Raw genomic sequence first — 13700 nt, 5'->3', positions numbered from 1 at the left:
GGGCGGGCTGCTCGTAGGGTGGTCCCATGAAGGACCTTCCCGCCCGCCGTCTGCTCCTGGTGCACGCGCACCCCGACGACGAGTCGATCAACAACGGCGCCACCATGGCCAGGTACGCGGCCGAGGGCGCCCACGTCGCCCTGGTGACGTGCACCCTCGGCGAGGAGGGCGAGGTCATCCCGCCCGCCCTGGCGCACCTCGCCGAGGACCGGGAGGGCGGCCTGGGCGCCCACCGCGTCGGTGAACTCGCCGCCGCGATGGGGGAGCTCGGGGTGAGCGACCACCGCTTCCTGGGCGGCGCCGGCACGTACCGCGACTCCGGAATGATGGGCACGGAGCAGAACCACCGGCCCGGCGCCTTCTGGGCGGCCGGGCTCGACGAGGCCGCCGGGCACCTCGTCGCGGTGATCCGGAGCCTGCGTCCCCAGGTGCTGGTCACCTACGACCCGGACGGGGGATACGGCCACCCCGACCACATCCAGGCCCACCGCGTCGCCATGCGCGCCGCCGACCTGGCCGCCGATCCCGCGTACGAGGACGGGGCGGAGCCGCACACCGTCGCCAAGATCTACTGGAACCGGGTGCCCCGTTCCGTGGCCGAGGAAGGTTTCGCCCGGCTGCGGGAGACCGCCCCTGACGCCTTCCCCGGGATCGCCGCGATCGACGACGTGCCCGGAGTGGTGGACGACGCGGAGATCACCACCGAGATCGACGGTTCGTCCTACGCCGGGGCCAAGACCGCCGCCATGCGGGCGCACGCCACCCAGATCGCCGTCGACGGCCCGTTCTTCGCTCTTTCGAACGATCTCGGGCAGCCCGTCTTCACGACCGAGTACTACCAATTGGTGCGGGGCGTTCCCGGCGTGGACCATGGTGGGCGGGAGCGCGACCTCTTCGCGGGCCTGACGGACGCGCCCCTCGCACCGGGAGCACAGACATGAGCAGCAGGCAGAGGCAGCGCGCCTCTTCACAGGCGCCGCGCACCAACGCCCCGCCCAGGAGCCCCGGGCCCACCGGACTCGCAGCGCCCCCGAACCCCAGGCGCATCCCGCTGTACGTCGGCCTCGCGGTGCTCGGCGCGGCCGTCGGGCTCGCGGGCACCCTCGTCCAGGCGGCCCTGTTCCCGGGCGGGTTGCTGCTCGCTCTCGCCGCGTCGGCCGGGCTGTTCTACGGCGGCCGGGTGCTGACCCGTACACAGCTCGGCGCGCTGGTACCGGCCGTCGGCTGGTTCATCGCCGTCGTCCTGCTCCTCGGAGGGCGCCCCGAAGGGGACTTCGTCTTCGGGGCGGAACTCGGCCTGGCGCTCTTCATGCTCGGAGGGATGGGCGCCGCTGTGATGTGTGCCACGATGTCGCGGCTGCCTGATCCGGCCAACGACACCGGCCGGCACGGCACGTGATGTGGTATGTCCGCTCCCGGTTGTCCCTCCGCGCGGCGGTGGGTGCATCCTTGATTCCCCAGGGCGCGGAGAGTCTTACGGCGGCGGCCAGTATGGTGGTGCGCGCGCCGAGCCGTCCCCTGGCCTGCGGCACGGGGGAAGTACGGGCGGCGGAGCCAATCGGGAGAACCTGCTTTGAGTCGTGAAACTGACAGTTCGTCCTCCGGGCCCCAGGGGCGCGGCGGAGCCGCGTACCCGTCGGGTACGCCGCCGTACGGATCACGCCAGTATCCGTCGCTGCACCCCTCTCAGGAGGGGGCGGAGGAGACTCCGGAACCTGCGGATCCGCCTCAGCCCGAGGAGCCCAGAACCGAGACGACGCTGACGACGCGCATCCGGATCAACATTCCGGGTTCGCGTCCGATCCCGCCGGTCGTCATGCGGACGCCCATGAGTGAGACCGATCCCACGGGGGGCCGTCCGGCCACCGAGCGGACCGGCAGCACCCCGAGGCCCGGCGCTTCCGTGCCGTCGCCCGGCGGCCCCGGCCCGGAGCCGCGGGACGGCGGTCCCGCCGCCGAGGCGCCGGCCGAGAAGCCCGCCAAGGAGAAGAGCGGCAGCGACTGGTTCGCCCCGCGCAAGGCCCCGGCCCCCGCCGCGGGTGCGGCGGCTTCGGCCTCCGCTCCGGGCACGCCTGGCCAGGGGCCCGGCGCGCCGTCCCCGGGCGGCCCTTCGGCCGGAGGGCCCGGTTCCGGCCCCGCGCCGACGCCGCCCCGCACGGACGCGCCGTACTTCCCGGACGGCCCGCAGCAGCCCGGCGACCACGGCGGGGCCCGGCAGGGCGGCAGCGCCCTCGACGGACTCGGCGCGGGTGGCTCCGGCGGCTCGCACCCGACGCCGAACCTCGGTACGAGGCCGCCCGGCGGCCCGGGTCCCTCCGGTCCCACCACCGGCCCGGTCACCGGCAGTTCGGCGCTGACCCCGAACCTCGACGGCTTCCCCGGCGGCGGACAGGCGGGCCCCTCCGGCGCCCGGCCTGGCGGCCCCGGCGGCGTGCCGCCGAGGATGTCGGACGACACCGCGATCCTCACCCCGCAGGCTCCGGCGCCCGGTCCGGGTTCCGGCTCCGGCGGGAACGTCTCCGGCGACACGCTGACCAGCGGCATCCCCGTCATCCCGCCGGACTCGCGCGATGCCCGCTCCCCGTTCCCCGGAGGCCCCGGCGGGCTGCGGCCCGAGGGCCCCGCGGGCGGCGGACCCGCGGCCCCGGGTGCCCCGGCGCCCGCTCCCGCGCCCCGGCCCGCGCCCCAGGCCGCCGCGCCGGCCAAGAAGGGCCGCTCCAAGCTGGTTCTGCTCGGCGTGGCCGTCTTCGTGCTGTTCGGCCTGGCCTACGGCGCGGGACTGCTGCTGAACCACTCCGAGGTTCCCAAGGGCACCACCGTGCTCGGTGTGGACATCGGCGGCGGGACCAAGGAGGAGGCGGTCAGCAAGCTGGAGGCCGCGCTCGGCAAGCGCGCCCGGACGCCGCTCCAGCTCTCCGTGGACGGCAAGAAGGAGAAGCTCGCCCCCGAGAAGGCGGGCCTGACCCTGGACAGCCAGGAGACGGTGCGCGGCGCCGCGGGCAGCGACTACAACCCGGTCTCGGTGATCGGTTCCCTGTTCGGCGGGGCGCGCCCCGCCGACCCGGTGATCCCCGTCGACGAGGAGAAGCTCGGTGTCGCGCTCACCGATCTGGCCGGCGTCTCCGGTTCCGCGAGCGACGGCACGATCAAGTTCGAGCCGAACAAGGCCGTGGCCGTACCGGGCAAGTCGGGCAAGGCCCTGGACGTCAACCGCTCGATGATCTCCGTACGCGACGCGTACCGCGCGCAGGTGCAGACCGGGGAGCCGGCCGTCGTCGAACTGCCGGTCGCCGCCACCGAACCCACCATCACCCAGGCCGAACTCGACCGGGCGATGAAGGAGTTCGCCGAGCCGGCGATGTCGGGTCTGGTGACCATCAAGGCAGGGCCCAAGCAGATCGACTTCGGCCCCGCCAGGTCGCTGCCGCAGATCCTCTCCATGAAGCCGGTCGACGGCAAGCTGGTGGCGGTCTACGACAAGAAGGCCATCGAGACCCTGCTCGACGGCGTCTTCGACGGCATCATGATCACCAAGGGTGACGGCAAGCAGTATCCGGTCGGCGCCGACGACGTGGCCCACGCCATGCAGGGCGCGCTGCTCGGCAAGACCCCCGCCGAACGCACGGTCGCGATCGAGCTGAACGGCGAGGGCTGACCGGCAGGACAGCCAGCGTGCGGCCCGCCTCCGCCCGGACCCCTCCGGGCGGAGGCGTCGCCGTCCGGCCCCGGCACGCCACGACCGTGCGGGGCCGTCCGTGAGGAGCCGTCCCACGGGGCAGGCTCGGGGAGGAGACCGGATCGTGTCGACCAGCTGGAGTCTGACGATCGACTGCGCGCACCCCAGGGCGATGGCCGTCTTCTGGGCCACGGCCCTCGGGTACGTGGAGAAGCCCCCACCCGCCGGGTTCGCCGATCGGGAGGCGTGGTTGGCGCACCACGGGGTCCCTGAGGAGGAGTGGGACGACGGCGCCTACCTGTGCGATCCGGAAGGCCACGGCCCGGACCTGTCCCTCATCAAGGTCCCGGAACCCAAGACCGTGAAGAACCGTCTGCATCTGGACGTGCGGGCGGGCGGCGGCCGTGAGACCCCGTGGGAGACCCGGTGGCCTCGGGTGGTCGCAGCGGTGGAACGGCTGACGGCCGCCGGCGCGACGGTCCTCCAGGAGTACGAGTTGCAGGGCCGGCCCGACCACGTCCTGATGGCCGATCCGGAAGGCCACGAGTTCTGCGTGGTGTGAGACGGGCCCGGGGCCCGGCCGCGGGATGCGGCCGGGCCCCGGTGCGTGCGGGGACGCCGGCGACGGCGCTGTCGACGACCGTGCCGGGGCCGCCGTGCCCACACGTCCTGGAGGCTCGTCGGGTGGCGGAGAGGCCGGCCCGCGAACCCCCGGGACCCACGCCTCGCGCCGCGCCTCAGTTGAGCAGGGCCCTCGCGGCCTGGGCGCGGTGGCGGATGGCCTGCGCCGCCGTCGGCTCGATGCCGTCGACGATCTCGGCGTACTCGTCCATCTCCGCGGCCCCGCGCAGGAACTCACCTCGCTGCACGAGGAGCTGGGCGCGCTCGTAGCGGAGTCTGGCGGGGTGCGAGGGCAGCAGCAGGGAGAGTTCCAGCGCCCAGAGCGCCACATCCGTGCGCTCGGGGCGTGCCGAGGCCCAGGCGCGGATGTTGTTCAGGACCCGCAGCACGGTCTCCAGCGGTCTGGCCGCCACCGGTGCCGAAGCCTCGGGGGGCGCCCCGGTCACGCCCGTCACCAGCAGATCCGCGTCCTCGCCGGTCAGCGGCGCACCACCGGCGAAGGGGTCGGCGAGCACCCGCTCGGCCGGGTCGCCGAACCCGACCACGTAGTGGCCGGGGAGCGCCAGCCCGTACACGGGTGCGCCCGCCCTGCGCGCGACCTCGATCCAGACGACGGAGAGCAGGATGGGCAGCCCTCTGCGCCGCCGCAGCACCTGCTGGAGCACCGAGGAGTCCAGCCGCTGGTAGTCCTGCGCGGATCCCGCGAAACCGCACCGCTCGCCGAGCAGTTCGGCGAGCGCGGACGCCCAGGCACGAGGGCCGCGCGCCCCGTAGGGGAGCAGGCCCGCCAGCCGGTCCAGCTCGATCTGCGCGGCGTCGATGCCGTGCGGATCGGGGTCCCCCGCCGCGGGCGGGGACGCCTCGGCGCCCAGCAGCAGGCAGAGCAGCGCGAGGTCCGGCCGCTCGGCGCGTGCCTCCTCGGCGAACCGCCGCCGGCGTTCGGGCCTGCCGGGATCATCGGTGCTCATGTGTGACACGTACCCCTGCCGCTGTTCCGGTCACGCGGGCCGGAAGTGGTGGTAGCTGTGATGGGTGGCGAAGCCCATGCGCTCGTACAGCGCACCGGCCCCTTCATTGTCCGTCTCGACCTGGAGCCACGCGGCGGAAGCGCCCTCGTCCAGCGCGGTGCGGGCCAGAGCGGCCATGACGGCCGTCGCGAGGCCCCTGCGCCGGTACTCCGGGCCCACCTCGACGGCCATGAAGCCCGCCCAGCGGCCGTCGACCACACAGCGCCCGATCGCGGCCGGCGTGCCCGCCGGATCGTCGCCGGGCACGGAGGCGAACCACACCGAGGGACCGCTGCCCAGCACCTTCAGCACGTGCGGCCCCGGGGTCTCGAAGCGCTGGTAGCGCGAGAGCCACGCCTCGTCCGCCGTGCGGGACACGCGCACGGCGGCGGTGTCCACGTCCAGGTCCCCGACCGGTGCCAGCGCCGCGATCCGCAGGTCCGCCGTCACCTCGCGGCGCCACCCGTGGTCCTCCAGGCTCGAGCAGAGCAGTTCCTGGGTGCCCTCGGCGCCCGTCGCGGTCTGGACGTAGGCGGGCAGGCCCCGTTCGCCGTACCAGCGCCGGACCCGTCCGAGCGCCTCACCGAGCGGGAGCCCCGGATCACCGAGCGGCAGCACCGAGTTGGCGCGCCGGGTGAATCCGGACGAGGCGCGCAGGCGCCACTCGCCCAGCGATTCGCTCTCCACCGGCTGCCAGGCGCGCGCGGCGACCAGGACGAGTTCCCCGAAGGACGCGGCGGGACCGCGGCGGCGGGCCGGTGCGGGGGGCACCACCTTGCCCGCCAGGAGCGAGGATTCCGCGATGCGGACACTCTCGCCTCTCCTGGTCGTGACGGACAGCACTCCGGCGTCCCACGATGTGAGAACGCCGACCGTGTCGCTGAACTTCGCGCCCTCACCAGGGGCATCGACGGCGCGCCGGACCGAGACGCGTTTACCCACGTCAGCAGCTGTCATGCGAACCTCGAGTTGTCCGCCCATGGTGAATTCCACAGCTCTGTACGCCCCTCCTGTTCGGATCGTGCCCCGGAACGGAGATACTAGGTGGCGGGCATCGACGACGCCGCGCTCCCGCGCGAGAGCCAACGCCCTACCGAGGAGGAACGACAGCGTGACCTACGTCATCGCGCAGCCTTGTGTCGACGTGAAGGACAAGGCCTGCATCGAAGAGTGCCCCGTCGACTGCATCTACGAGGGCTCACGGTCCTTGTACATCCATCCGGACGAATGCGTCGACTGCGGAGCCTGTGAGCCGGTCTGCCCGGTCGAGGCCATCTTCTACGAGGACGACACCCCGGAGGAGTGGAAGGACTACTACAAGGCCAACGTCGAGTTCTTCGACGACCTCGGCTCGCCGGGTGGTGCGTCCAAGCTGGGTCTCATCGAGCGCGACCACGCGTTCATCGCCGCGCTGCCGCCGCAGAACCAGTAGCAGCACGAGCGCCGCCCGGTCCCGTACGGCTCGTCACCGTACGGGGCCGACGTGTTTCCGGCCCCACGCCCCCCGTACGAGAAAGCAGAGTTCCGTGTCCGCAGCAGTTCCCGTCTCGTCCCGTCTCCCCGTCTTCCCCTGGGACAAGCTCGCGCCCTACAAGGCGACGGCCGTGGCCCACCCGGACGGTCTGGTGGACCTGTCCGTCGGCACGCCGGTCGACCCGGTGCCCGAGCTGATCCAGCGGGCGCTGATCGCCGCGGCCGACAGCCCCGGCTATCCGACGGTGTGGGGGACCGAGGCGCTGCGTGACGCCCTGACCGGCTGGGTCGAGCGCAGGCTCGGCGCGGTGGACGTCCGGCACGAGAACGTACTGCCGGTCGTCGGTTCCAAGGAGCTGGTCGCCTGGCTGCCCACGCAGCTCGGCCTCGGCGCGGGCGACAAGGTGGCCTACCCCCGGCTCGCCTACCCGACGTACGAGGTGGGCGCCCGGCTCTGCGGGGCCGAGCCCGTCGTCTACGACGACCCGACGGAGCTGGACCCCGAAGGGCTCGCGCTGCTGTGGCTGAACTCCCCGTCCAACCCGACGGGCCGGGTGCTGCCGCAGGACGAGCTGACCCGGATCGTCGCCTGGGCGCGCGAGCACGGGGTGCTGGTCTTCAGCGACGAGTGCTACCTGGAGCTCGGCTGGGAGACGGAGCCTGTCTCCGTGCTCCACGCGGACGTCTGCGGGGGGACGTACGAGGGCATCGTGGCCGTCCACTCGCTCTCCAAGCGCTCCAACCTCGCCGGATACCGCGCGGCCTTCGTCGCGGGCGACGCGGCGGTGCTCGGCGAACTGCTCCAGATCCGCAAGCACGGCGGCATGATGACCGCGGCTCCCGTCCAGGCGGCCACGGTGGCGGCCCTGGGCGACGACGCGCACGTCGCGGAGCAGCGCGAGCGCTACGCCCGGCGCCGCACGGCCCTGCGCGCCGCGCTGGAGGCCCACGGCTTCCGGATCGAACACAGCGAGGCGAGCCTGTACCTCTGGGCGACGCGTGACGAGCCGTGCTGGGAGACCGTGGCCCATCTGGCCGAGCTCGGCATCCTGGTGGCTCCGGGCGACTTCTACGGCCCGGCCGGGGACCGTTTCGTACGGGTGGCGCTGACGGCCACGGACGAGCGGGTGGACGCCGCGGTCGAGCGGCTGTCGTAGGGTCGCTGCGGGCGAGCCCGCGGATGTGCCGAGGGGCCTCGGGAGTGCGCACTCCCGAGGCCCCTTCGTGTCCGTGCGGCACGCGCGCCGGCGGATCAGCCGATCGGCAGGCCCTTGGTCGGCAGGCTGTCGGAAGCGAGCTCGCCGTCGGTCACGGTGCCGGCCTTCTCCAGGGTCTTGCCCGCTGCGGGCAGGGTCGTGCCGACCACCTTGCCGCCGGTCTCGTTCGCGACCTCGGAGCCCTGCTTCGCGGTGGAGTCCACCGTGCTGCTGAGACCGGCGCCGTCGAGCGAGGTGAGGCCGCCGAGCGCGGGGGTCTGCGGGAGCCCCGCGGCGCCCGCGGCACCGGCCGCGCCGACCACGGGGGCCGCACCCGCGGCGATCAGCAGCGCGGCACGGGCGATCCGGCGGGTCAGGGGGAGGGACATGATGCTCCTTCGGCGGGACGTCGACAGTGTCGTCGCAGATGTGGAATCTGCCTGTCCAGTTGATCGGACGCACTGAACAACAGGTCCGGGGGCGGGGAAGGTTGCGGGGCACCGAGGTAAAGAGTGAGTAATGCGTCAGATAATCCGCAATCGGGGAACCCGGCGTGACGGTGCGGTCGGCGAAAGGTTGACGAACCGTCACTTCCCTTGGTGTGTAAGCGAATCCGTGATTCCGCGGGGATGGGAATCCGGCCGCGCGGACGGCGTTTCGAGGTGCGTTTGAACGGCCCGTACGGAGGATGGGCCGTACTACTGAGCGAGCCGCATTCGGACGGTTCCGGCGGCCGATCCCGAGCGCTCGGTGCGCCAGCCGGTGTCGCTGGTCCAGATCCTGCCGTCGTACGAGACCTCGTCGATCCGCAGGGCGCCGGCCCGGGCGACCGCCCAGTGGGCGAGCTCCCAGCCGCGCCGGGAGGCGGGCCCGTCCCCGGCCCGCACGGGCACCGACACCGTGCTCGCGGCGGCGGCGCCCGCCGACTCCGTGGCGGGCAGGACGCCCTTGCCGAACGCGTGCACCAGGTCCGCCCGCACCTCGGCCGCGTCCCCCGGGCCCGCGGCCGGCCGCGTGGACAGCGAACAGGTCAGCGAGGCGGGGGCGCGTCCGGTCAGGGCGGCGGACAGCAGCGTGGCGTCCGGCTCGTGCTTGGCGTACGCCTGCGGGAAGCCGCTCTTCTGGACCCGCTGGGCCGCGACGGTCAGCGGCAGGCGTGAGTACCCCGGGACCTCGGCGAGGTGCTCGTAGAACTTCCCGGCCGAGTAGACCGGGTCCATGATCTGCTCCGGCTTTCCCCACCCCTGCGAGGGCCGCTGCTGGAAGAGCCCGAGCGAGTCCCGGTCACCGTGGTCGATGTTGCGCAGGGCCGACTCCTGCAGCGCGGTCGCCAGCGCGATGGTCACCGCGCGCTCCGGCAGCCCACGCGTGAGACCGACGGCGGAGATCGTCGCGGCGTTGGCGGCCTGGTCGGGGGAGAGCTCGTACGTGCGCCCCTCGCCCCCGTCGGCAGGGCCCACCGTGCAGCGCGGGGCCCCCTTGTAGCCGGAGAGGTACTGCACGGCCAGATAGCCGGCCAGGGCCACGAGCACGGTGAAGGCGGCCACGACTCGGAAGAGGCGGCTGCGGCGGGAGGCGGAGGCGGTCCGGGGCACGGGGCCCACCGTACTGGAGGGTACGACGGGGCCCGCCAGCGAAGTCCCTTAGGCTCGTGACCATGGATGGACACTCGCTCGACCTCGCACTGGACGGCCCGGCGCTCACCGCCCGGCTGGTCGACTTCCCGTCGGTCAGCGGGCAGGAGAAGGAGCTCGCCGACGCCATCGAGGCGGCCCTGCGCCCGCTGCCGCATCTGACGGTGGACCGTCACGGCAACAACATCGTGGCCAGGACGAACCTCGGCCGTGCCGAGCGTGTCGTGCTGGCGGGACACATCGACACCGTCCCGATCGCGGACAACGTGCCGTCCAGGCTCGACGACGACGGGGTGCTGTGGGGATGCGGGACCTCCGACATGAAGTCGGGCGTCGCCGTCCAGCTGCGGATCGCGGCGACGGTGCCGGAGCCCAACCGTGATCTCACCTTCATCTTCTACGACAACGAAGAGGTCGCCGCCCACCTCAACGGCCTCGGACACGTGGCCGAGGCGCACCCGGAGTGGCTCGCGGCCGACTTCGCCGTCCTCCTGGAGGGCTCCAACGGCGAGGTCGAGGGCGGCTGCCAGGGCACGCTCCGCGTCCATCTGCGCTTCAAGGGCGAGCGGGCCCACTCCGCGCGCGGCTGGATGGGGTCCAACGCGATCCACGCGACCGCTCCCGCCCTGGCCCGGCTGGCCGCGTACGAGCCGCGCCGCCCGGTCATCGACGGGCTGGAGTACCACGAAGGGCTCAACGCCGTGGGCATCGAGGGCGGCGTCGCCACCAACGTCATCCCGGACGCCTGCACCCTGGTCGTCAACTACCGCTACGCCCCCGACATCACGGCCGAGGAGGCCGAGGCGCACGTCCAGGAGGTCTTCGCGGACTGCGGCGTCGACGAGTTCGTCGTGGACGACCACACCGGTGCCGCGATGCCGGGCCTCTCGCACCCCGCCGCCAAGGCCTTCATGGAAGCGGTCGGTGGCGTGGCGCGGCCCAAGTTCGGCTGGACGGACGTGTCCCGTTTCGGCTCCCTGGGCGTCCCCGCCGTCAATTACGGCCCGGGCGACCCCCTCTTCGCCCACAAGCGGGACGAGCACGTGCGGGTCGAGCGGATCACGCACTGCGAGGAGCGTCTCCGCTCCTGGCTCACCAGCTGACTCACGGCATTCCCCTGCGCGTAACCTCCGCCGATCTACGCTGAAGCGACACACGCACATCGCAGGTCGGCGGAGGGAGCAGGTCATGGGCAACCCGGAGGACGCACGGATCCCCGAGGGCGCGCAGATTCCCGAGGGTGCGGTGATGCCCGAGGAACAGCGACTGGGTCCGGTACTGCGGCGCAGGGACCAGGTCCAGCCGGGCACGACCGATCAGAGGCTGCTGGACTCCGAGGGTGACTCCGAGTGGGTCCACACCGACCCCTGGCGGGTCATGCGCATCCAGTCGGAGTTCGTGGAGGGCTTCGGCGCACTGGCCGAACTCCCCAGCGCCATCAGCGTCTTCGGTTCCGCGCGCACCCCTGCGGGCGGACCGGACTACGAGGCGGGCGTACGGATCGGCAAGGCGCTCGTCGAAGCGGGGTTCGCCGTCATCACGGGGGGCGGCCCCGGGGCGATGGAGGCGGCGAACAAGGGGGCGCGGGAGGCGAAGGGCGTCTCCGTGGGACTCGGCATCGAGCTGCCCTTCGAGTCGGGGCTGAACCCGCACGTCGACATCGGCGTGAACTTCCGCTACTTCTTCGTGCGCAAGACGATGTTCGTGAAGTACGCGCAGGGCTTCGTCGTCCTGCCGGGCGGCCTGGGCACGCTGGACGAGCTCTTCGAGGCACTGACCCTGGTCCAGACGGGCAAGGTGACCCGCTTCCCGATCGTCCTGTTCGGTACGGCGTACTGGGGCGGCCTGGTGGACTGGCTGCGGGACACGGTGGTCGCGGGGGGCAAGGCGTCCGAGCGGGACCTCATGCTGTTCCACGTCACGGACGACGTGGACGAGGCGGTCCGGCTGGTGACCAAGGAGGTCGGCCGCTAGCGCCCACCGGACCCGCCCACCGGCCGCGTCAGGGCCCGGGAGGCGGGGCCGGTCCGTCCGGCTTCTTCGTCCGCGGGACGACGTACGTGGAGTACGCGGGGGGCTCCTGACCGCGGCCCCGGGGCGGCGGGGTGCGAGGGCCCGCGGTCCGCCCGTCCGCCCGGGCCTAGGCCAGCCCCCGCCGTGCGACCGCCGGGGCGCGATAGCCCGCGATGGACGCCACCATGTCCAGGACCTGCCGGGTCTCGGCGACCTCGTGCACCCGGTACACACGAGCGCCCAGCCACGCGGACACGGCCGTCGTGGCGAGCGTCCCGATCACGCGCTCCTTCACCGGCTTGTCCAGCGTCTCGCCCACGAAGTCCTTGTTGGAGAGGGAGACCAGGACCGGCCAGCCGGTGGCCGCCATCTCCTCCAGCCGGCGCGTCGCCTCCAGCGAGTGCCGGGTGTTCTTCCCGAAGTCGTGCCCCGGGTCGATCATGATGCCGTCGGGGCGGACGCCGAGCTCCACGGCCCGCTCCGCCAGGCCCACGGTCACCTCCAGGATGTCCGCCATCACGTCGTCGTACGTCACCCGGTGAGGCCGTGTGCGCGGCTCGGCGCCGCCCGCGTGGGTGCACACGAGTCCCGCTCCGTGGCGGGCCGCCACCTCCGCCAGCTTCGGGTCCACACCGCCCCAGGCGTCGTTGAGCAGGTCCGCCCCCGCCGCGCAGACCGCCTCGCCCACGTCGTGCCGCCAGGTGTCCACACTGATCACCACGTCGGGATGACGACGGCGCACCTCGGCGACGAAGCCGACCGTGCGGCGCGCCTCCTCCTGCGCCGTGACCTCTTCGCCCGGGCCCGCCTTCACCCCGCCGATGTCGATGATCGCCGCGCCCTCGGCGACCGCCTGCTCGACGCGGGAGAGGGCCGGCTCGTCGCGGAACGTGGCTCCCTGGTCGTAGAAGGAATCGGGGGTCCGGTTCACGATCGCCATGATCACCGGCTCGTTCGGCCCGAATTCCCGCCGCCCCAGCCTGAGCGCACCGCTTCGCATCCCTGGTTCCTCCTGTAGCTCGCCTGCGCCTGCGACCCTAACTGTCAGTGGCGCATGGCACGATCTGACCCGGACAGGTATGCCGCTCCCCGAGGAGATGAACGTGTTCTGGTTCTTGCTGCTCACGATGGCCGTGGTGGTGGCCGCGGTCACGCTGGCGGTGGTCGGCGGAGGCGGAAGCGCCGTGTTGCAGGACGTCGAGCCCGAGCGGCTCACCGATCCGCTGCCCGCGAACCGCCCGGTCGGCCGGGCCGACATCGAGGCGATGCGGCTGCCCATGTCCGTCCGCGGATACCGCATGGCGGACGTCGACGAGGCCCTCGACCGGCTCGGCGCCGAACTCGCCGAGCGGGACGCTCACATCGCCGAGCTGGAGTCGGCGCTGGCGGGCGCCCAGGCGAGCGCCGTCACGGGCCCCGACCTGTTCAAGCGGCCGGGCGAGCCGCTCACGGGGGAGAGCGGCGCACCGAGGGACGAGGAGGACGGCCGATGAGCGGGGCCGAGCCGGCCGCGGACGGCCGCCCGCGCTGCCCGTGGAGCCTGGCCACGGAGGACTACCTCGCCTATCACGACACCGAGTGGGGCCGTCCCGTCCACGGCGACGACCAGCTCTTCGAGCGGCTCTGCCTGGAGGCGTTCCAGTCCGGGCTGTCGTGGCTCACCATCCTGCGCCGACGCGAGGGCTTCCGCAGCGCGTTCGCGGGGTTCAAGATCTCCGCGGTGGCGGCCTTCACCGACGCCGACAAGGAGAGGCTCCTCGCCGACGCCGGGATCATCCGCAACCGCGCCAAGATCGACGCCACCCTCGCCAACGCGGAGGTGCTGGCCGGCTGGGGCGAGGGCGAGCTGGACGCGCTCATCTGGTCGTACGCCCCGGACCCGGCGACCCGGCCCGCCCCGCGCACCCTCGGTGACATCCCGGCCGTCACCCCGGAGTCCACCGCACTGGCCAAGGAACTGAAGAAGCGCTCCATCCGCTTCGTCGGCCCCACGACCGCCTACGCCCTGATGCAGGCCTGCGGCCTGGTCGACGACCACCTCGCCGACTGTGTGGCCCGGGGCGGGCACTGAGGACCCCGC

At 73.1% G+C, this 13700-nt stretch carries 14 protein-coding genes and 1 pseudogene; 10 read left to right on the top strand and 5 right to left on the bottom strand.

Translation table 11 applies throughout. The annotated features are described in order from the left end of the window. The first annotated feature begins 26 nt into the window (after nt 1-26). From mshB to ACFY8O_RS02955, 4 genes are all read left to right on the top strand, one after another. A complete protein-coding gene (mshB, locus tag ACFY8O_RS02970; RefSeq protein ID WP_387898220.1) occupies nt 27-941 on the top strand; it encodes an N-acetyl-1-D-myo-inositol-2-amino-2-deoxy-alpha-D-glucopyranoside deacetylase in 915 nt (304 codons plus the stop codon). Then, the gene (locus ACFY8O_RS02965) at nt 938-1399 is read left to right on the top strand and encodes a DUF6113 family protein (RefSeq protein ID WP_145803495.1); all 462 of its coding nucleotides are present in this window, start codon (nt 938-940) and stop codon (nt 1397-1399) included. Before mshB ends, ACFY8O_RS02965 begins: the two co-directional genes overlap by 4 nt. A 174-nt stretch (nt 1400-1573) precedes the next feature. Next, nucleotides 1574-3655: a hypothetical protein gene (locus ACFY8O_RS02960; protein ID WP_449341819.1), complete on the top strand. Its 2082-nt coding sequence runs from the start codon at nt 1574-1576 to the stop codon at nt 3653-3655. Nucleotides 3656-3800: 145 nt separating this feature from the next. Further along, nucleotides 3801-4238, top strand: a complete 438-nt coding sequence (locus tag ACFY8O_RS02955; protein WP_387898213.1) for a VOC family protein — start codon at nt 3801-3803, stop codon at nt 4236-4238. 175 nt (nt 4239-4413) lie between these two features. Here ACFY8O_RS02955 and ACFY8O_RS02950 read toward each other — a convergent pair whose 3' ends face one another. Together ACFY8O_RS02950 and ACFY8O_RS02945 are read right to left on the bottom strand one after the other, a co-directional pair. Continuing rightward, a complete protein-coding gene (locus ACFY8O_RS02950; RefSeq protein WP_387898210.1) occupies nt 4414-5265 on the bottom strand; it encodes a transglutaminase family protein in 852 nt (283 codons plus the stop codon). Between the two features lie 30 nt (nt 5266-5295). Continuing rightward, entirely contained in the window at nt 5296-6297 is a 1002-nt protein-coding gene (locus ACFY8O_RS02945; protein WP_387898207.1) for a GNAT family N-acetyltransferase, read from the bottom strand. Nucleotides 6298-6415: 118 nt separating this feature from the next. Between ACFY8O_RS02945 and fdxA the strand changes: the two genes are divergently transcribed. Next, nucleotides 6416-6736: a ferredoxin gene (gene fdxA / locus ACFY8O_RS02940; RefSeq protein WP_014154250.1), complete on the top strand. Its 321-nt coding sequence runs from the start codon at nt 6416-6418 to the stop codon at nt 6734-6736. Nucleotides 6737-6830: 94 nt separating this feature from the next. Continuing rightward, complete coding sequence (gene dapC, locus ACFY8O_RS02935) at nt 6831-7934, top strand: succinyldiaminopimelate transaminase (RefSeq protein ID WP_145803485.1); 1104 nt, start codon at nt 6831-6833, stop codon at nt 7932-7934. Nucleotides 7935-8104: 170 nt separating this feature from the next. Here dapC and ACFY8O_RS02930 read toward each other — a convergent pair. Continuing rightward, a pseudogene (locus ACFY8O_RS02930) lies at nt 8105-8362 on the bottom strand (ATP-binding protein); the annotation flags it as partial. Nucleotides 8363-8671: 309 nt separating this feature from the next. After that, entirely contained in the window at nt 8672-9568 is an 897-nt protein-coding gene (locus tag ACFY8O_RS02925; protein ID WP_145803482.1) for a hypothetical protein, read from the bottom strand. 62 nt (nt 9569-9630) lie between these two features. Between ACFY8O_RS02925 and dapE the strand changes: the two genes are divergently transcribed. Then, nucleotides 9631-10710 carry a succinyl-diaminopimelate desuccinylase gene (gene dapE / locus ACFY8O_RS02920; protein WP_145803480.1) on the top strand — a complete coding sequence of 360 codons (1080 nt, stop codon included), beginning with the start codon at nt 9631-9633 and terminating at the stop codon, nt 10708-10710. 85 nt (nt 10711-10795) lie between these two features. Next, complete coding sequence (locus tag ACFY8O_RS02915; protein WP_145803478.1) at nt 10796-11581, top strand: LOG family protein; 786 nt, start codon at nt 10796-10798, stop codon at nt 11579-11581. A 166-nt stretch (nt 11582-11747) separates the two neighbouring features. On the opposite strand, the gene folP is transcribed toward ACFY8O_RS02915, so the two are convergent. After that, on the bottom strand, nt 11748-12620 hold the full coding sequence (gene folP, locus ACFY8O_RS02910; protein ID WP_145803476.1) for a dihydropteroate synthase: 873 nt from the start codon (nt 12618-12620) through the stop codon (nt 11748-11750). A gap of 97 nt (nt 12621-12717) precedes the next feature. Between folP and ACFY8O_RS02905 the strand changes: the two genes are divergently transcribed. Together ACFY8O_RS02905 and ACFY8O_RS02900 are read left to right on the top strand one after the other, a co-directional pair. Beyond that, a complete protein-coding gene (locus ACFY8O_RS02905) occupies nt 12718-13113 on the top strand; it encodes a DivIVA domain-containing protein (protein ID WP_208765984.1) in 396 nt (131 codons plus the stop codon). Further along, a complete protein-coding gene (locus tag ACFY8O_RS02900; RefSeq protein ID WP_387898201.1) occupies nt 13110-13691 on the top strand; it encodes a DNA-3-methyladenine glycosylase I in 582 nt (193 codons plus the stop codon). Before ACFY8O_RS02905 ends, ACFY8O_RS02900 begins: the two co-directional genes overlap by 4 nt. Nucleotides 13692-13700 lie beyond the last annotated feature (9 nt).

It is taken from the genome of Streptomyces argenteolus, from assembly GCF_042902585.1.
Taxonomy (GTDB): domain Bacteria; phylum Actinomycetota; class Actinomycetes; order Streptomycetales; family Streptomycetaceae; genus Streptomyces; species Streptomyces argenteolus.
The sequence above is the reverse complement of the archived record's forward strand: the minus strand, read 5'-3'. Positions and strand labels throughout refer to the sequence as shown.